The sequence below is a fragment of the Brevundimonas sp. SL130 genome, assembly GCF_026625805.1.
Lineage (GTDB): Bacteria > Pseudomonadota > Alphaproteobacteria > Caulobacterales > Caulobacteraceae > Brevundimonas.
Genome location: NZ_CP113064.1, coordinates 2,046,339 through 2,065,250, shown reverse-complemented (window position 1 = coordinate 2,065,250; position 18,912 = coordinate 2,046,339). Strand labels below are relative to the sequence as shown.

Sequence of the window (18,912 nt, the reverse complement as noted above, 5' to 3'; positions counted from 1 at the left end):
CTACGAAGGCAGAGTGGTTCAAGACTAATCAAATGCGGCGTAACGCGCATGGAGGAACGGGTATGGGATTTAAGACGATAAAAGCGGCCTGTGCGGCCTTGCTGGTCTTCGGCGCGACAGCGGTCTCGGCGCAGACGACAGGGCGACTGCAACTGGACAAATCCGGCCCAGTCATTGCGCCCGAGGTCTACGGCCAGTTCATGGAGCAGCTGGGAACCGGCATCGATGAAGGCGTATGGGTGGGACCAGACTCCGCCATCCCCAATACACACGGCTTCCGCAACGACGTGGTCGCCGCGCTGAAGGCGCTGGACGTGCCGGTCGTTCGCTGGCCGGGCGGTTGTTACGCAGACATCTATCATTGGCGCAACGGCGTCGGCCCGCGGGCGCAGCGCCCCGTCACCCTGAACCGCTGGTGGGGCAACAAGGAAGAAAACAACGCCTTCGGCACCCATGAATTCTTCGAGTTCGCCGAATTGATTGGGGCCAAGACCTATCTCAGCATCAATCTGGGCACGGGGACGCCGGGCGAGGCGGCCGACTGGATCGAATACATCACTTCGCCGACCGGCTCGCGCCTGGCGCAGGAGCGGCGCGCCAACGGCCGCGAAAAGCCGTGGAAGATTGATTATCTGGGCGTCGGCAATGAGCCCTGGGGATGCGGCGGGCGGATGCGCCCCGCCTATTACGCCGACCTGTTCCGTCAGTATGTCGGCTTCGTCAAACCCAACGACGCGATCGTGGTCGCCGCAGGGCCGGATGCGACCAACTACGACTGGACGCGCACCCTGATGACGGTTGCGGGCAAGGACTTCGACGCCCTGTCCCTGCACTACTACACGCTGCCGACGGGCGACTGGACGACGAAGGGGCCGGCGCTGGGCTTTGACGAGGCGCAATGGCGCGCCACCTTCGAACAGACCTATCGCATGGCCGAGATGCTCCGCGAGCACGACGCCATTATGGACGAGACGGATCCAGCGGGCGCCAAGATCCTAGCCGTGGACGAATGGGGCGCCTGGTATGACCCTACGCCGGGATCGCCGGGCGGTTGGCTGCAACAGCAGAATAGTCTACGGGACGCCCTGCTGGCGGCGGTCAACTTCAACATGTTCCATCGCCACGCCGACCGGGTGCGGCTGGCCAATGTGGCCCAGATGGTCAATGTGCTTCAGGCCATGATCCTGACGGACGGCGAGAAGATGGTGCTGACCCCCACCTATTACGCCTTCCAGATGTATCGCCCGTTCCAGGGCGCGACGGTGCTGCCGCTCAGCCTCGAGGCGCCATCCTATGGGACGGTGAAGGTGGTGGACGGGACGGCGGCGCGAGGAACGGACGGTAAGGTTCACCTCGCTCTGGTCAACCTCGACCCTCGTAACGCCCAACCGGTGTCGGTCGATCTGGACGGCGCACAGTTGCGCGCGGTCACCGGCCAGGTCCTGACGGCGGGCCAGATGGATGCTCACAACGGGTTCGATACGGCCGCGGTCGTCCAACCGGCGCCGTTCCGCGATGCGCGCGTGGCTGGTCGTCGCCTGATGACCACGCTTCCGCCCAAGTCGTTGGTCGTGCTGACGCTGGAATAGGCCAGGAAAATTCCCATGCGAACCCTTCGTCTCTGCGCCGCAGCCGGTGCGATCTTAGCAGGCTTGGCCGGCGGCCCTATCGCATCGGCGACGCCCAACCGCCAAAGCCAGGACGAAGGGCAGGTCGCCGGCCATGTTCCGGCAGGGCCGCTGATGGCGAGCCTGTTCACCGACCATGGGGTTCTACAGCGTGATCATCCAATCTCGGTCTGGGGGCAGGCGTCTCCCGGCGCGGAGGTCGAGGTTTCCCTGGGCGCACTCAAGGCTCAAGGTCAGGCAGGACCGGACGGCCGTTGGCGTGCGGTCCTGCCGTCCACGCCCGCGGGCGGCCCCTATCTGCTGGTCGCCAAGAGCAGCGACGGCGCGGAGCAGACGCTTCAGGACGTCCTGGTCGGCGACGTCTACGTCTGTTCCGGCCAGTCCAACATGGAACAGCCGGTCCGTTATGCGCAAAGAGCCTGGGATCCCGTCGCCGGCGACAAGGATGGGATCATACGTCTGCTGACGGTGGCCAAGGACAGCGCGCCCGCGCCGCTGGACGTCTTGGCGCATCCTGTCGGCTGGACCCCGGCGACGCCCCAGACCGTCGAGGAATTTTCCGCCGTCTGCTTCTTCTTCGGTCAGGCCGTACGAGAGGCGGAAGGCGTGCCGGTAGGCCTGATCGCCGACTCCTGGGGCGGATCGTCGATCCAGGCCTGGATCGGTTCAGACCATCTGCGGCGGCTGGGCGGGCATGAGGCGGCCCTGGATGCGCTGGACGTCTATGCGCGCGACCGGCGCAAGGGCGTTCAGCTCTGGAGCCGCGTCTGGCAGGACTGGTGGACGCAGGCGGCCGGGGATCGTCCATGGGCGGAGCAAGGCGGCGACTGGACCTCGGTCCCGGCCATGACGCCTTGGGAACAGTGGGGCGTTGCGTCCCTGGCCGCATTCGACGGCATGGTCTGGTACAGACTGGAGTTTGACCTCACGCCGGCTCAGGCTCAGGCTGGGGCGGGTGCGGCCGAACTCTCTCTGGGCATGGTCGACCAGATTAATCTGACCTGGCTGAACGGCCAGATTATCGGGATCGGCGAGGCGGGAAACCAGACCTACGCCATACCGGCCGGCGCGCTCAAACCCGGCCGGAACCAACTGACAATCAATGTGCTCGACAGCTGGGGCGACGGCGGCGTGTTTGGGTCGGCGAACACACGTTTCCTGCGGCTGGGCGACGGCGCCGAAGTGGCGCTGGACGGCTTTGGCTGGCGTTACCGTCCCGTCGACGCCCGCATCGGGCAACCGCCCCGCGCCCCCTGGGAGGCGCTGTTCGGCCTGTCGACCCTTTCGAACGCCATGATCGCGCCCCTGCATGATTATGGACTGCGGGGCGTGCTCTGGTACCAGGGCGAGTCCAACGTCGGTTACGAGCAAGATCGTTATCAGGACTATCTCGCCGAGTTGATGGCCGACTGGCGGGCGCGCTTCGGCCGGGCGGACTTGCCGTTCCTTGTGGCGCAGCTGGCCGATTTCGGCGCCCTGCCGGATGAAGGCGGGCCGTCCGGCTGGGCGGAGATCCGCGACGCCCAGCGCCGTGCGGTCGAGGCCGACGCGAACGCCGGGATGGCGGTGACCATCGACCTGGGTGATCGACACGACATCCACCCGGCGCAGAAGCGTGAGGTGGGCCGACGTCTGGCGCAGGCGGCGCAGGCGGTGATCTATCGCGACGCCGACGCGGGCAGGGGTTCGAAGACGGGGCCGGCGGCCGAGACCGCCGTTCGGGTTGGCGACAGACTGCAGATCCGGTTGCGCGATGCTTCGGGCTTGAGGAGCGTGGGGTCCGATCAGGCGATCGGTCTGGAACTGTGCAACGCCGACGAGAGCGACTGTCGCTATGCGCAAGGCCGGGTCACAGGCGACGCGCTGATGATCGCGGGTCTCGGTTCGTCCGACGCCGTGGTGCGATACGGTTGGGACGATGCGCCGGTGTTGAACCTGTTCAACGCAGCAGGCCTGCCCCTGGGACCTTTCCGGCTGTCGATCAGCTCCGAATAGGGCGCAGCGATTATCGGTTCATCTCGCGCAGATGATCGCGCACCAGTTGACCCGACGGTGTAAGCCAAGCCTCTGACCAGCCGCCATGCGCCGAGGCGCCGGGCCGCAAGGCGACCGATGTTTCGGGCTTGTCGGCGATGGTCCAGTTCAGCGAGCTGAGCCCGTTCTTCTCCATGAACGCCCACCACAGGCGGGTCTCGTCGGGATCGAAGGCCCCGGCGCCGTCGGCTTCGCTCGTCCCCCATTCGGTGACGAACAGGGCGGCGCCGCGATCCAGAGCGATCTGGGCCTTGTCCCGCAGTTCCTGGCGATGCGACGCCGCGTAGAAGTGCAGCGTATAGGCCAGGTTGGAGAAGGGCAGGGGATCCGCTGCGGCTATATCGACGTCCTGCGACCAACTTGGCGTTCCGGCCACGATCAGGTTGTCGGGGTCTATGGCCCGGATCGCTGCGGCGACCTGCATATGGTACGGCCGAACCACCTCGGCCCAGCCGTGTTCGGGCAGGGGTTCGTTGTAGATTTCGTAGATCAGGTTCGGATACGCGCCGTATTTCTGGGCGATATGGGTGAAGAAGGTGATTGCTTCCTCTGGATGCGGTTGATGCGCATGCCAGTCCACAACCACATAGAGGCCCTCGGCTATGGCCGCGTCGATCACGGTCTCGGCCTTGGCGGTCTCTCGCTCGGGATGATCCAGATAGCCGCCGTGCTCGACGGCGACGGCGGCGCGGATCACCGTGATCTTCCAGTCGTCCTTCAGCCACCGGACCACGTCGTGATTATAGAACTGCGGCTGCCACTGGCTCCAGAACAGAGACATGCCCCGCAGCACGACCGGACGCCGGCTTGAATCGACGACGCTGCCCCCCTCGACCGCCAAAGCCCCATGGGTCTGAACGGGCGTCTGGCCGTAAGCGGGAAGGGCCGTGACCAGCAGGGCCAAGGCCAAAAGAAGCGGTGGTCTCATCTATCGTCTCAGTTGACCCGATTGATCCGGATTTGGCGAAGCCGCCAAACCCTCACACGTCCGGCACTTCGCGCCCAGGCGGCACATTGACGCCCATCGACTTTAGATAGGTGCGGATGTTGCGCGCGGCCTGGCGGATGCGCTGCTCGTTCTCGACCAGGGCGATGCGGACGAAACCCTCGCCGTTCTCGCCGTAACCGACGCCCGCCGCGACCGCGACCTTGGCGTGCGTCAATAGTTGCTTGGAGAACTCGAGGCTGCCCAGATGCGCCAGGGCCGGGGGCAGGGGCGCCCAGGCGAACATCGAAGCTGCGGGCTTGGGAATGTCCCAGCCGGCGCGGGCGAAACTGTCGACCAGAACGTCCCGACGCCGGTGATACAGGGCGCGGTTCTGCTCGACGATGTCCTGAGGCCCGTTCAGAGCGGCGACGGCCGCCGCCTGAATCGGCGTATAGGCGCCATAGTCGAGATAGGACTTCACCCGCGCCATCGCGGCGATCAGCTTGGGATTGCCCACGGCGAAGCCGATGCGCCAACCGGCCATACTGTAGGTCTTGCTCAGCGAGGTGAATTCGATCGCCACATCCTTGGCGCCGGGCACCTGTAGGATCGAGACCGTCGGCTTGCCGTCGTAATAGAGCTCGGAATAGGCGAGGTCGCTGATGATCCAGAGATCATTGGCCTTGGCGAAGGCGACGACCCGCTCATAGAAGGCCAGATCCACCGTCTCCGCCGTCGGGTTCGACGGATAGTTCATCACCAGGATCTTGGGGCGCGGCACGGTGTAGGCCATGGCCCGCTCCAGCGCCTCGAAATAGCGCTCGTCGGGCGTTGTCGGCACGCTGCGGATCGCGGCGCCGGCGATGATGAAGCCGAAGGTGTGGATCGGATAGGAGGGGTTGGGGGCCAGAACCACGTCGCCGGGCTCGGTGATGGCTGTCGCCAGACTGGCCAAGCCTTCCTTGGAGCCCATGGTGACGATCACCTCGGTCTCGGGATCCAGATCCACGCCGAAGCGACGACCATAATAATTGGCCTGAGCGCGTCGCAGGCCGGGAATCCCTCTGGACGCCGAATAGCCGTGGGCGTCGGGCTTGCGCGCCACTTCGCACAGCTTTTCGATGACATGCGCCGGCGGCGGCAGGTCCGGGTTGCCCATGCCGAGATCAATGACGTCCTCACCGGCCTGACGGGCGGCGGCTCGCATAGCGTTGGTCTCCGCGATCACATACGGAGGCAGGCGCTTCATGCGATAGAATTCTTCGGACATCTCGATCTTCATGGGTGGAGGATTACGGGGCGCCAGCGATGCCACCGATGCGCGCTTCGCGAAACAGAAAGATGACCTCAGAAGCCGTTTTCTCGCTGAAACATGTGTCCGCCCCCGCAATACGCCGGCCCGAAGCAAGAAGCTTGCGAAGCTGGGGTTCGTCAGGGTTCGAGCGCGCGCGATTCCTCGGCGATCCGGCTGGGCGACCTCAGATTGAACGAAGCGCTTCGCCGCCGCCGCACATAGTCCGCCAAGCCGCGCACCTCGGCCTCGACGACGCCGTCACGCTCCATCAGGCGACGCACGATGGGATCAGCGAGCATCTCTTCTAGGGTCAGGTCGTAAGCCGCCATATCGCGTCTCCGGCTCTTGGTTTCTCCCCCATTCAGGACATGGGAAGGCTGGCGGCCGGCGCCAGCGCCGCAAGCCTGTGTCGTAGAAATTTCATCGCCCAGCGGCGGGCGCCGCACCTGTAATCCGAAGGCAGAGCGAATTGCTGATTGCGTCGCGCGCGCCAGACCGCCACCCTTGCGCCAACGACAGACTCCACGAGGACACCCATGGCCCGCAAGCCCAACTACAGTTTCGAACGTCAGGAACGTGATCGCGCGGCGGCCATAAAGGCGGCGGAAAAGGCGGCCGCCAAGGCTGAACGCAAGGCGGCGGACGCAGCAGAAAAGGCGCCGTCCGCCGAGGATTAAGGCTCCGCTGCAAAATCTATTCGTGTTTTCGTTGTTTGGGCGGCCGCAAAGCCCTATTCTTGCGTCATGACACGCTGGACCCCCGAAAGCTGGAGAACCAAGACCGCCCTGCACATGCCGGCGGACTATCCAGACCCCCATGCCCTGACCCTGGTCGAGGACGAGCTGCGCGCCTTGCCGCCGCTCGTCTTCGCCGGCGAGGCGCGACGCCTGACGTCGAAACTGTCCCAGGTGGAGCGAGGCGAGGCCTTCCTGCTCCAGGGCGGCGACTGCGCCGAGAGCTTCAAGGAGTTCTCGACCGACAATATCCGCGACACCTTCCGCCTGATTCTGCAGATGGCGGTTGTTCTGACCTTCGCCGGGCGCAAGCCCGTGGTGAAGGTGGGACGGATCGCCGGTCAGTTCGCCAAGCCGCGCTCGTCCCCGCTGGAAGAGATCGACGGCGTCGAACTGCCCAGCTACCGCGGCGACATCATCAACGGCATGGCCTTCACGCCTGAAGAGCGCGCGCCCGATCCGCAGCGTCTGATCCGCGCCTACAACCAGTCGGCCTCGACCCTGAACCTGCTGCGCGCCTTCGCCGGCGGCGGCTATGCCGATCTTTACAACATCCATCGCTGGACCCTGGGCTTTGCGGGCGACAACGCCGCCGGCGCCCAATACCGCGAGCTGGCCGACAAGATCACGGAGGCCCTGGCCTTCATGGAGGCGGTCGGCGTCACGCCCGAGACCCATCCCGATCTGAGCCGGGTCGAGGTCTTCACCAGCCACGAGGCCCTGCTGCTGAACGTCGAAAGCGCCCTGACGCGCCTGGACGGCGGTTCGGGCGAGTGGTTCGACACCTCGGCCCACATGCTGTGGATCGGCGAGCGCACCCGTCAGCTGGACGGCGCCCATGTCGAGTTCATGAAGGGGATCAAGAACCCCATCGGCGTGAAGTGCGGACCGACCATGACGGCCGACGATCTGCTGCCGCTGATCGACGCCCTGAATCCGGACAATGTCTCAGGCCGCCTGACCCTGATCGGCCGCTTCGGTCATGACAAGGTCGGCGAACGCCTGCCCAAGCTGATGCGTGAAGTGAAGGCCTCGGGCCGCAAGGTGATCTGGTCGATCGACCCGATGCACGGCAACACGCTGAAGGCCGGCAACGGCTACAAGACCCGGCCCTTCGACCGGATCCTGGGCGAGGTGCGGACATTTATTGATGTCGCGGAGGCCGAGGGCGTTCACCCCGGCGGCGTTCACCTGGAGATGACCGGCCAGAACGTCACCGAATGCATCGGCGGCGCCCAGGCCGTGACCGAGGACGACCTGTCCAACCGCTATCACACCCACTGCGACCCGCGCCTGAACGCCGACCAGGCGCTGGAGCTGGCCTTCCTGGTGGCCGAACGGCTGAAGGCAGGGCGAGTCAGCCAGTCCAAGGCCGCCTAGCTAAAACAGCGACTGCCTCTGTCTGACCGAGGTTAGACAGAGGCGTCGCCAGAGGCCGCTACAGGCGCCGCAATGGCGATGATTTGTGATCGTGAAGCGGCCATGGCGCCGGATCACATCGGGACCGCGCCCACGCAGGATCGAAGATGACCGAGACCGACACCCCCCGCCCGACCGACGCGCCCGCCTATTCCCGTGTGGCCTTTCAAGGTGCGCTCGGCGCCTTCAGCCACGAGGCCTGCCTGGCTCTGCGCCCCTGGGACAAACCCATACCCCATGCGACCTTCGCCGAAGCCCTGGAAGCCCTGACGACGGGTCAGTGCGACATGGCCCTCATTCCCATTGAGAACTCGACCATCGGCCCGGTCGAACCGGCCGCCACCTTGGTGCGTGAATCAGGGTTGAAGGTGTTGGCCGACGTCTGGCGCCCCATCCGCCACGCCCTGATGGGGATCAACGGAGCGCGGATGGCGGACCTTCGAACGGTCGAAAGCCATCCCATCGCCCTGGCCCAATGCGCGGGGACGTTGAAGGCCATGCCTCTGAAGATCATCGAACATTTCGACACCGCCGGGGCCGCCCGGGACGTGGCGGAGGCGGGCGATCCGACCCGGGCCGCCATTGCGCCCGTGGGGGCGGCCGAGGTCTATGGCCTGTCGATTTTGCGCAACGATCTTCAGGATTCCAGCGATAACCAAACGCGTTTTCTCCTCTTGTCCGCCTGAAAGGACTTGACGGCGCACGGTCTTTGCGTGCTTTAAGCCCGCACGGATCGCAAACGATCCGCATAACCGGACCCGGACCCATGTCCCGCCAGCGCGTTCTTTCTGTTTCCTTCGACCGTTCGCGCACGGTTTCCGGCCTCTATTTCGGCTACGGCTTTTACGGCTTTCGATACGCCGGCTGAGGCGTCGGGCGCTCTTCGTCCCTGACAGTCTCGCCGGCGACCGCTCTGGACCAGAGCGGCTGTCCGCCCCTGCACATCGAAATCCCCCTTTGCCGAAAGCCTAATCCCATGCCCAATTCTATCGCCCAAAAAGTCTGGTCTGACGTTGTCGAACTGACTCCTGAACAACAGGCGCTGGCCGCCCTGCGCGCCGAGATCGACGCCATCGACGATCAGATCCTGGCCTTGTTCGAACAGCGTCTCGCCGTCGCCGCCACCGTCGGCCGCGCCAAGGACGCCCCCAACGGGCCCCACACCAAGCTTCGTCCTGACCGTGAGCAGACGGTCCTGTCGCGCATGCTCTCCAAGGCCCAGCCCGAGAACGGCGAAGCCGTGCAGCATCTTTGGCGCGAAATCATCGGGTGGGGGCTGGCCCGCCAGGGCCGGCTTCAGGTCCAGGTCTGGGCTCCCATCGAGCCGACTCGCGCCTATGACGGCGCCCGACAACGCTTCGGCGCGGCCGCCGACATCAAGATGGTGCGCGACCCGCAAAAGGCCCTGGCCTTCGCCGCCGAGGGGCAGGGCATCGCCGTCCTGGCCATCAACACCGAGGACGCCTGGTGGATGGGCCTGCGTCGCGAATGGTCGATGCTCAGCGTGTTCGACGGTTACGGCGGCGAGACGCCGACGTCTCTGGCTGTCGGCAAGATCGATCCGCCGGCCCTGCCGAGGGGCCGCCGTGTGGTCGTGACCGCCGGCGGTGACGCCGGCGATGGCGGCGGCGCACGCCGCTGGGGCCTGAACACCCACCACGGCTGGACCATCGCCTTGACCGAGGCGGAACTGAACCCCGGCGAGGCGGAAGGCTGCGTCGGCGCGATCGGCTGACCGCGCCGACTGATGCGGCTCAGGAGGCGTGAGCCTTCTGGGCCTTCGTCAGTTCGATCATCCCCTGGGCGGCGCCCATCTCCGGCACGATCTCGTTTGACCGGTCGGAGATGGCGTCGAAACGGGCCGCCACCTGTTCCGGCGCATCCTCGCCCGTGATGTGGACGCCCTCGGTTAGGGTGACATAGGCGCGTTCGAACCCGCCGGCGCCGGCCGCAAGGATACAGCGGCTGGGCGCGTCCCGGCTCAGCAGATACAGCAGGCCCGGCGTCACCAGCTCCGGCCCCAGGGCCTCCAGCGGTAGGGCGGCGCCCAGGTCTTCGGTCATGCGCGTGTGAGCTGTCGGCGCCAGGCAGTTGACGCGGATGTCGTTCTTGGCGCCCTCGATCGATAGGGTCTGCATCAGGCCCACCAGAGCCATCTTGGCCGCGCCATAGTTCGACTGGCCGAAGTTTCCGTACAGGCCCGAGGATGAGGTGGTCATGACGATCCGGCCATAGTTCTGGCTGCGCATGATCTCCCAAACCGCCTTGGTGCAGTTGACCGCGCCCATCAAGTGGACCTCGACGACGAAGCGGAAGTCCTCGATCTCCATCTTGGCGAAGGTGCGGTCTCGCAACACCCCGGCGTTGTTGACCAGCAGATCGACCCGGCCCCATTTCGTCATCGCCGCCGCGACCATGGCCTGAACGGCGGCGAAGTCGGTCACGGAGGCGGCATTGGCCATGGCCTCGCCGCCGGCGGCCTCGATCTCGGCGACCACGGCCTCGGCGGCCGTCGCCGAACCGCCTGAGCCGTCTCGCGCGCCGCCCAGATCATTGACCACCACCTTGGCGCCGCGGGCCGCCAGGGCGAGAGCGTGTTCCCGCCCCAGACCGCCGCCCGCGCCCGTCACAATGGCCACCTGACCGTCAAACCGGATCGTCATCTCGTCGTCTCCACCCAAGGATGAGGCGTTCGGCTCTAGAACCGGCCTCTTTGATCCGGTTTTGACGAGGCCGGGCGCGGCGCACAAGTCCGGCCTGCTCAGCCCGCGCGGTTCTTCACCAGATCCTCGACCACGGACGGATCGGCCAGGGTCGAGGTGTCGCCCAGCGAGCCGATCTCGTTCTCGGCGATCTTGCGCAGGATGCGGCGCATGATCTTGCCCGACCGTGTCTTGGGCAGGCCCGGAGCCCACTGGATGACGTCAGGCGCGGCGATGGGTCCGATCTCGCGACGAACATGGGCGCCCAGGGCCTTGCGCAAGTCTTCGGTCGCCTCGACGCCCTTGTTCAGGGTGACATAGGCGTAGATGCCCTGGCCCTTGATGTCGTGGGGATAGCCGACTACGGCCGCCTCGGCGACGTCGTCGTGCAGCACCAGCGCGCTCTCGATCTCGGCCGTGCCCATCCGGTGGCCCGAGACATTGATGACGTCGTCGACCCGACCAGTGATCCAGTAATAGCCGTCCGCGTCCCGGCGGCAGCCGTCGCCGGTGAAATACCGGCCCGGATAGGTCGAGAAATAGGTCTCGAAGAACCGCTGGTCATCGCCATAGACGGTGCGCATCTGCCCCGGCCAGCTGTCGGTGATGCACAGATTGCCCGAGACGGCGCCGACCAGTTCCTGGCCTTCGGCATCGACGATCTCAAGCTCGACGCCGGGCAGGGGCAGGGTGGCGGAACCGGGCTTCAGGTCCGTGGCGCCGGGCAGGGGGGTGATCAGATGCCCGCCCGTCTCGGTCTGCCACCAGGTGTCCACGATGGGGCAGCGGCTGTCACCGACCACCTCGTGATACCAGCGCCAGGCCTCCGGATTGATCGGTTCCCCGACCGTTCCGAGCACCCGCAGGGATTTGCGCGAGGTCGCCTTCACCGGCGCGTCGCCTTCGCGCATCAGGGCGCGCAGGGCCGTGGGGGCGGTGTAGAAGACCTCGACCTTGTGCTTGTCCACCACCTGCCAGAACCGGCTGGCGTCGGGGTAGTTGGGCACGCCCTCGAACATCAGGGTGGTCGCCGCATTGGCCAGCGGCCCATAGACCAGATACGAATGGCCCGTGACCCAGCCCACGTCGGCGGTGCACCAGAAGACCTCTCCGGGGCGATAGTCGAACGTCAGCTCATGGGTCCAGGCGGCCCAGAACAGATAGCCGCCAGTCGTGTGAAGAACGCCTTTCGGCTTTCCTGTGGAACCTGAGGTGTAGAGGATAAACAGCGGATCTTCCGCGTTCATCGGTTCGGGCGGGCAGTCGGTCGAGGCCTTGGCCGCCTCTACGGCGTAGTCCACGTCGCGGCCTTCGACCATCGGCACATCGGCCCCGGTGCGGCGGATGACCAGGACGGTATCGACCTTCACCTTTTCCAGGGCGGCGTCGACATTGGCCTTCAGCGGCACGACCTTGCCGCCGCGAAGGCCTTCGTCGGCGGTGATGACCAGGTTCGAACCGCAGTCCTCGATCCGGCCGCTCAGGCTGTCCGGCGAGAAGCCGCCGAAGACGACGGAATGGACCGCCCCGATGCGGGCGCAGGCCAGCATGGCGTAGGCCGCCTCGGGGATCATCGGCATATAGAGGGTGATCCGGTCGCCCTTCTTGGCGCCGTGGGCTTTCAGCACATTGGCCATGCGGCAGACTTCATCGTGCAGCCGGCCATAGGTGATGTGCTGGCTATCGGCGGGATCGTCGCCTTCCCAGATGATCGCCGTCTCGTCCTGACGATGGGGCAGGTGCCGGTCGATACAGTTGGCGGCGACGTTCAGGACGCCGTCCTCGAACCAGCGGATGCGGAAGTCTTCCTTCTTGAAGGAAACGTCCTTGATCTTCGTCGGCGCCTTGATCCAGTCGAGGCGTTTGGCCTGTTCGGACCAGAAGGCGTCGGGCGTCTCGCGGGCCGCGACCCGCGCCGCCTCATAGGCTCGCCGGTCCATATGGGCCTTGGCGGCGAAGTCTGCGGGAACAGGGTAGAGGTCGGAATCGGGCACGCGAGACGTCTCCAGCATCGTTAGAATCCGTATTTGGCGAACAGGATCAGTCGGGTCATGTCGCTGCTCGCGCCAGATTCGTTTGCGCCATCAACGAACATCGGCGCGGCGGCCCCATCAAAGGCCGTAACGAGCGGGTAGATCAAGTTTTCCCGGCTGTACGGTATGAGCATGGCTCCCTCCAGCGCCCGTCTGACGCGAGCGTGCCAGGAACCTTTTCCCGGTTAGGCGTATGCGGCCATTAGCCATTCGTCTAGTTTCGACGAAAGTCGAACCGCTTATGCCGTCGCTGAAACAAGCCTACAGCATGCCGGACAAGGGCCGGACAAGGGCCGGAAAAGGGAAGGACGCCTTATGGACCGTATCGTCGTCGCCGACGATCATCCGCTGTTTCGCGCCGCTCTGCGGTCTGCGGTGGACAAGGCGGCCCCCGGCGCCGCGATTGACGAATGCGGCAGTCTGGCCGAGGTCCGGCTGGCCTTGGCGGCGGGGTCGGTCGATCTGCTGCTGCTGGACCTGAAACTGTCAGACAGCGAAGGCATGGCCGGTCTGGCCGCGATCCGCGCCGAACATCCGGCCGTGCCGGTCGCCGTGGTGTCAGCCAGCGAAGATGCGGCGGTCGTCCGACATGCGCTGGGCCTGGGCGCCGCGGGCTTCATCCCCAAGTCCGCCAGCCTGCCGCAAATGGTCGAGGCCATCACCGCCATTCTCGCCGGCGACGGATGGGCCCCGGACACGCCGGAGGGCGACGCCGACGACGATCTGCCGGCCCGGGTCGCCAGCCTGACGCCGTCGCAACTACGGATCTTGGAAGGCCTGAAGGCCGGGCGGCTGAACAAGCAGATCGCCTTCGACCTCGGCGTGTCCGAGGCGACCATCAAGGCCCACCTAACCAGCGTCTTCCGGAAACTCGGCGTCCACAACCGCACCCAGGCGGTGATCCTGGCGAAACAGCTCGATCCCGCCTAGCTCGACAGAAAGGCCTTCAGCGCCGCCGGCTTGATCGGCTTGGGCAACAGAACCGCCCCTGCCGCATTGGCCCTTTCGTTCAGACCATCACGGGTGTCGGCGGTGACCAGGGCGATCCGGCGCACGCCGCGCGGTCTTAGGCCGTCGATGACCGCAAATCCGTCTGCCCCGTCGCCCAAGTGCAGGTCCACCACGGCGGCGTCGAACGGTCCCGCCGCATCCAGGGCCGCATCCACCCCGGACACAAGCGTCGGCCGGGCGCCCCATCGCGTCAGCAGGGCGTCGAGGGCTTCCAGGATCACCGGCTCGTTGTCCACGCACAGCACCCGCAGACCCGCCAGAGGTAGTCGCACCTCATGGGTCGGCGCGACCTCGACAACCGCATCCGCGACGCCGCGCGGCACGGTGATGCGGAAGATGGAGCCGCGTCCGACGCGCGAGTTCAGCTCCAGCGGGTGATCCAGCAGACTGGACAGACGGCGCACGATGGCCAGGCCGAGACCCGCGCCGGGTTCGTCCACCGGTGCGCCGGGCAGGCGAACGAATTCGCCGAAAACCATCTCCTGATCCGTATCGGCGATGCCGCGCCCGGTGTCGCACACCAACAGCCGCACCGTTTCCCCCTGTCGACGCGCGCCCACCAGCACCCGGCCCGTATCCGTATACCGGATGGCGTTGGCGATCAGGTTCTGCAGCATGGACCGCAGCAGATCCCGGTCCGACCAGACCCACAGGCCGCTGGGCGCCAGGGTCAGGGCCAGGCCCTTGGCCTCGGCCACCGGGGCGTATTCGCGCCTCAGCTCGTCGAACAGGCTATCCAGCGACAGGCGGGTGACCGCCGCCTTGACGCCGCCGGCCTCCAGCTTTGACAGGTTCAGCAGGGCGGTCAGCAGGCGATGGGCGCTGTCGATGGCGCGGTCGGCGTTGACAGCCAGGGTGCGGCTGGCTGGTCCGGCGTCGGGACCGGATACGGCCGGTTCCTCCTTTAGGGCTGCAATGAACAGCCGGGCGGCGTGCAGCGGTTGCAACAGGTCGTGGCTGGCGGCGGCCAGGAAGCGGGTCTTCGACGCCGTCGCATCCTCGGCCACGCGCCGGGCCTCCTCCAGCCGCGCGGTGCGATCGACGACGCGCGCCTCGAGCCGTTCGTTGGCTTCTTCCAGCTGGCTGGCGGCGTGCCGCAAGGCGGTGATGTCCGTGTAGCTGGTGACATAGCCGCCTCCGGGGATAGGGGCGCCGGAAGATCGCAACACCCGGCCATCGGGCTGAAGCCGCTCGTGATCATGCGGAATGCGGCGGCTCAGGGCCTCTAGCCGACGTTCGACCCAGGCGTCGATATCATTTGGACTCTCGCCACGCTCGGCGTTCAGCCGATAAATGCTGGCGATCGGCAGGCCGACGTGGACATAGCCAACCGGCAGATTGAACATCGAAACATATCTGCGATTCCATGCGGTTACCCGCAAATCCTCATCGACCACAATCACCCCCTGATCGATGTTGTCCAGGGTGGTCTGCAAAAGGTCGCGGCTGAACTGAACAGCTTGGGACGCCTCATCGAGCATCCGCACCACATCCTCAGGCGCACGACCGCCGCCCGCCAGGGCCGCAGCGATGACGCGCCGCGCGGAAGCCGCGCCGATGGCGCCGGCCAGCATCCGCTCCGCCGCCCGCGCCAGGGCGGCATCCGCCGGGTCGGCGTCACGCAACCGGATATCGGTCTCGGCGCTCCAGGCGGCGAAGGCCCGCTCGGCCCGTTCGTCCCCGATGAAGCGGGCGGCAAGCGCGCGCAGATCCTTGACCGACACCCCGGACGGCGACGGCTTGGTCTCCAGCCAGTCAGGGCCCAGCCGGTCGACGAAGGCGCGAGCCTGGACCCTGTCGATCAGCCGCGGCTCGGCGAACCGCGACACGCCCACATAGGCCGCCAGGTTCAGCCCCAGGCTGACGAACACGCCCAGAGCCAGGGGGTCCTTTATCCCCAGCATGACATGCGGATGCCAGGGTGCGCCGGGCGCCAACTGGGGCAGGGCCAGCATGAAGATCCAGACCGTGATCCCGACCATCATCCCCGCCAGGGCGCCATGAGCATGCCCGCCGCGCCACAGCACCGCGCCGAACAGCGCCGGCGCCAGCTGCGCCATGGCCGCGAACGACACCAGTCCCATGGCCGCCAGCCCACGCGACTGGTCGGTCGCCTGATAATAGAGCCAGGCCAGCAGCAGAACCGCGACAATGGCCCCGCGCCGCACCTGTAAAATGACGCCCGACATGTCCGAAGCGTCGCCTCTCAGTCGCCAGCGGTCCCGCGCCAGAAAGGGCAGGATCAGGCTGTTGGACACCATGGCCGACAGGGCGACAGCCTCGACGATCACCATGGCCGTCGCGGCGGAGAATCCGCCGACGAAGACGACGGCGGTCAGCAGGGATTCGCCACGTCCGAACGGCAAGGCCAGAACCAGCAGATCGGGATTGGTCGAGGGCGCGAACAGGGCGCCCGCCGCCACCAGCGGCAGGATGGCCAGGCTGGTCAGCACCAGATAGGCGGGAAAGATCCAGCGGGCGCGCCGCACATGGCTGGGGTCCGCGCCCTCGACGAAGGCGACATGGAACTGGCGCGGCAGGCAGAAGATGGCCAGGGTCGCGATCAGGGTGATGGCCATGAACCGCGGCGTCAGTTCGGGCGCGGCGGCGAGGGCGCCCAGGCCTTCCATGCTGCGAGCCGGCGAACCGTCCTGAACCAGAAGCACCAGGGCAAAGCCCGCCACCAGCAACAGGGCGCCCAGCTTGACCAGGGATTCCAGGCCGATCGCCTGGATCAGTCCTCGGTTATGTTCGGTCAGGTCGGGCCGCCGCGCCCCGAATAGGATGGCGAACCCCGCCAGCACCCCGGCCAGCACCAGGACGGTCAGACTCTCCGACCCGGCGACCGGCGTCCCCGCCGTCAACAGCGCCCCGGCCATCGACAGGGATTTCAACTGAAGGGCGATATAGGGCAGGGACCCCAGGATGGCGACCAGGGTGACCGCTGCGCCCAGCGTCGGGCTCTTGCCGTACCGCGAGGCGACGAAATCGGCCATTGAACCCACGTTCTCGCGTCGCGCCGCGGCGGCGATGCGGCGCCACAGCGGAAACAGCACCGTCAGGCCCAGCACCGGTCCGATATAGATGGGCAGATACTCCCACCCGTCCCGCGCGGCCGTGCCCACCGCGCCGTAATAGGTCCAAGACGTGCAGTAGATGGCCAGCGACAGGGCATAGACGGACGGCCCTAGGCCCCGCCCGCGCGCCCGCGTCGACGGCCGTTCCTGATGCCAGGCCACGGCGAACAGGACCGCCATATAGGCGACCACCAGGCCGAGGATCATCAGGCTGAACATGGCGGCATCTGAACCGGGCAGGGGGGATTTAACAAGCGAAAGGCGGGCCGTCTCGCGACGACCCGCCCCTCATTCGCGCCCGAAAGCAGGATCAGGCGTTCAGATCGACGTCCTTGCCTTCCTTGACCAGCAGGAAGCCCAGCACGACCGTCGCCAGGGCCACGATGATCGGATACCAGAGGCCGGAGTAGATATTCCCCGTCGCCGCCACGATGGCGAAGGCCGTGGTCGGCAGGAAGCCGCCGAACCAGCCGTTGCCGATATGATAGGGCAGGGACATTGAGGTGTAGCGGATATTGGTCGGGAACATCTCGACCAGGGCCGCCGCGATCGGTCCGTAGACCATGGTTACATAGAAGCCGAGAATGAACAGGATCAGCACCACCATCGGCTTGTTGACCAGGGCGCTGTCCGCCTTGGCCGGATAGCCGGCGGCGGTCAGGGCGGCGCTGAGGTCCTTGTCCCAGGCCTTCTTCTGGGCCGCGAAATCAGCCGTCGTCATGGCGTCGCCGCGGAAGCTCTGCACGACCGCCTGGTCGCCGATCCGCACCTCGGCCACCGTCCCGGCGGGCGCCGCGACATTGGTGTAGGTCACACCGGCCTTGGCCAGGTGCGACTTGGCCACGTCGCAGGACTGGTTGAACACCGTCTTGCCGATGGGATCGAACTGGACGTTGCAGTCCGCCGGATCAGCATAGACCACGACCGGCGCCGAGGCGGCGGCCGCCGCCAGGCGCGGATTGGCGGCCTGGGTCAGGGCGTTGAACAGCGGGAAATAGGTGAGGGCGGCGATCAGGCACCCGGCCAGGATGACCGGCTTGCGTCCCACCTTGTCCGACAACCAGCCCCAGAAGATGAAGAAGGGCGAGGCGGCGACCAGGGCGATGGTCAGCATCACATAGACCAGGGTCGCGTCCAGCTTCATCACCCGTTCCAGGAAGAACAGGGCGTAGAACTGGCCCGTGTACCAGATCACGGCTTGGCCGGCGGTCAAACCCACCAAGGCGATCAGCACCAGCTTCAGATTGGGCCATTTGCCGAAGGAGTCCTTCAGCGGGGTCTTGGAGCCCTTGCCCTCGGCCTTCATCCGCTTGAAGGACGGGCTTTCGGACAGTTTCAGACGGATCCACAGCGACACCGCCAGCAGCAGGATCGAGACCAGGAACGGAATCCGCCAGCCCCATTCGGCAAAGGCGTCTTCACCCACAGCGACGCGAACGCCCAGGATGACCACCAGGCTCAGCACCAGGCCCGCCGTCGCGGTGATCTGGATGAAGGAGGTGTAGAAGCCGCGTTTACCGTGCGGCGCATGTTCGGCCACATAGGTGGCGGCGCCGCCGTACTCGCCGCCCAAGGCCAGGCCCTGGATCAGGCGCATCAGCACCAGAATGATCGGCGCCGCGATGCCGATCGCCGCATAGGGCGGCAACAGACCCACGACGAAGGTCGATAGCCCCATCAGCAGCATGGTCACCAGGAAGGTGTTCTTGCGACCCCAAAGGTCGCCCAGCCGCCCAAACACGATGGCCCCGAACGGTCGCACCGCGAACCCGGCGGCGAAGGCCATAAGGGCGAAGATATAGCCGGTCGTCTCGTTGACGCCCGAGAAGAACTGCACCGTGATGATCGCGGCCAGAGACCCGTATAGGTAGAAATCATACCACTCGATGACTGTGCCGACCGACGACGCCAGGATCACCAGCTTGTCGTTCTTACCCACCACATACTCATCGACCGGCGCACCCGTCGCGCTGTCCGTCATAGCGTAGCCTCCCAGCTCTCAGGTCTTTTCGACCGCTTTCACACCGCAGAACGGCGCTTGTTGACGGGAGA

15 protein-coding genes are annotated in these 18,912 nt (G+C 66.1%); 7 read left to right on the top strand and 8 right to left on the bottom strand.

What is annotated here, in order from left to right:
* The first annotated feature begins 62 nt into the window (after positions 1-62).
* Together OU998_RS10170 and OU998_RS10165 are read left to right on the top strand one after the other, a co-directional pair.
* Positions 63-1,589, top strand: a complete 1,527-nt coding sequence (locus OU998_RS10170; RefSeq protein WP_267513315.1) for an alpha-N-arabinofuranosidase — start codon at positions 63-65, stop codon at positions 1,587-1,589.
* Positions 1,590-1,604: 15 nt separating this feature from the next.
* On the top strand, positions 1,605-3,623 hold the full coding sequence (locus OU998_RS10165; RefSeq protein ID WP_267513314.1) for a sialate O-acetylesterase: 2,019 nt from the start codon (positions 1,605-1,607) through the stop codon (positions 3,621-3,623).
* A 10-nt stretch (positions 3,624-3,633) separates the two neighbouring features.
* Here OU998_RS10165 and OU998_RS10160 read toward each other — a convergent pair whose 3' ends face one another.
* From OU998_RS10160 to OU998_RS10150, 3 genes are all read right to left on the bottom strand, one after another.
* On the bottom strand, positions 3,634-4,590 hold the full coding sequence (locus OU998_RS10160) for a glycoside hydrolase family 5 protein (protein WP_267513313.1): 957 nt from the start codon (positions 4,588-4,590) through the stop codon (positions 3,634-3,636).
* 52 nt (positions 4,591-4,642) lie between these two features.
* Complete coding sequence (locus tag OU998_RS10155; protein WP_267513312.1) at positions 4,643-5,860, bottom strand: LL-diaminopimelate aminotransferase; 1,218 nt, start codon at positions 5,858-5,860, stop codon at positions 4,643-4,645.
* Positions 5,861-6,021: 161 nt separating this feature from the next.
* The gene (locus OU998_RS10150; RefSeq protein ID WP_267513311.1) at positions 6,022-6,213 is read right to left on the bottom strand and encodes a hypothetical protein; all 192 of its coding nucleotides are present in this window, start codon (positions 6,211-6,213) and stop codon (positions 6,022-6,024) included.
* Between the two features lie 207 nt (positions 6,214-6,420).
* On the opposite strand from OU998_RS10150, the gene OU998_RS10145 reads away from it, so the two are divergent.
* The 4 genes from OU998_RS10145 to OU998_RS10130 all read left to right on the top strand — a co-directional run bounded on the left by OU998_RS10145 (position 6,421) and on the right by OU998_RS10130 (position 9,772).
* Complete coding sequence (locus OU998_RS10145; RefSeq protein WP_267513310.1) at positions 6,421-6,561, top strand: hypothetical protein; 141 nt, start codon at positions 6,421-6,423, stop codon at positions 6,559-6,561.
* Between the two features lie 66 nt (positions 6,562-6,627).
* Entirely contained in the window at positions 6,628-7,998 is a 1,371-nt protein-coding gene (locus tag OU998_RS10140; RefSeq protein ID WP_267513308.1) for a class II 3-deoxy-7-phosphoheptulonate synthase, read from the top strand.
* Positions 7,999-8,144: 146 nt separating this feature from the next.
* Complete coding sequence (locus tag OU998_RS10135; protein WP_267513307.1) at positions 8,145-8,723, top strand: prephenate dehydratase domain-containing protein; 579 nt, start codon at positions 8,145-8,147, stop codon at positions 8,721-8,723.
* Positions 8,724-9,013: 290 nt separating this feature from the next.
* Positions 9,014-9,772: a chorismate mutase gene (locus OU998_RS10130; RefSeq protein ID WP_267513306.1), complete on the top strand. Its 759-nt coding sequence runs from the start codon at positions 9,014-9,016 to the stop codon at positions 9,770-9,772.
* Positions 9,773-9,791: 19 nt separating this feature from the next.
* Here OU998_RS10130 and OU998_RS10125 read toward each other — a convergent pair whose 3' ends face one another.
* The 3 genes from OU998_RS10125 to OU998_RS10115 form a co-directional block, all read right to left on the bottom strand.
* Positions 9,792-10,700: an SDR family NAD(P)-dependent oxidoreductase gene (locus tag OU998_RS10125; protein WP_267513305.1), complete on the bottom strand. Its 909-nt coding sequence runs from the start codon at positions 10,698-10,700 to the stop codon at positions 9,792-9,794.
* Between the two features lie 98 nt (positions 10,701-10,798).
* Positions 10,799-12,751, bottom strand: coding sequence for an acetate--CoA ligase (acs, locus tag OU998_RS10120; RefSeq protein WP_267513303.1), 1,953 nt, complete (start codon positions 12,749-12,751; stop codon positions 10,799-10,801).
* 2 nt (positions 12,752-12,753) lie between these two features.
* The gene (locus tag OU998_RS10115; RefSeq protein WP_267513302.1) at positions 12,754-12,906 is read right to left on the bottom strand and encodes a hypothetical protein; all 153 of its coding nucleotides are present in this window, start codon (positions 12,904-12,906) and stop codon (positions 12,754-12,756) included.
* A gap of 181 nt (positions 12,907-13,087) precedes the next feature.
* Here OU998_RS10115 and OU998_RS10110 point away from each other — a divergent pair, with 181 nt between their 5' ends.
* Positions 13,088-13,702 carry a response regulator transcription factor gene (locus tag OU998_RS10110; RefSeq protein ID WP_267513300.1) on the top strand — a complete coding sequence of 205 codons (615 nt, stop codon included), beginning with the start codon at positions 13,088-13,090 and terminating at the stop codon, positions 13,700-13,702.
* Here OU998_RS10110 and OU998_RS10105 read toward each other — a convergent pair.
* Together OU998_RS10105 and OU998_RS10100 are read right to left on the bottom strand one after the other, a co-directional pair.
* Complete coding sequence (locus tag OU998_RS10105; RefSeq protein WP_267513298.1) at positions 13,699-17,079, bottom strand: hybrid sensor histidine kinase/response regulator; 3,381 nt, start codon at positions 17,077-17,079, stop codon at positions 13,699-13,701. The two genes, OU998_RS10110 and OU998_RS10105, sit on opposite strands and share 4 nt — an antisense overlap.
* Positions 17,080-17,170: 91 nt before the next feature.
* Complete coding sequence (locus OU998_RS10100; protein WP_267513296.1) at positions 17,171-18,841, bottom strand: MFS transporter; 1,671 nt, start codon at positions 18,839-18,841, stop codon at positions 17,171-17,173.
* Positions 18,842-18,912: the final 71 nt, after the last annotated feature.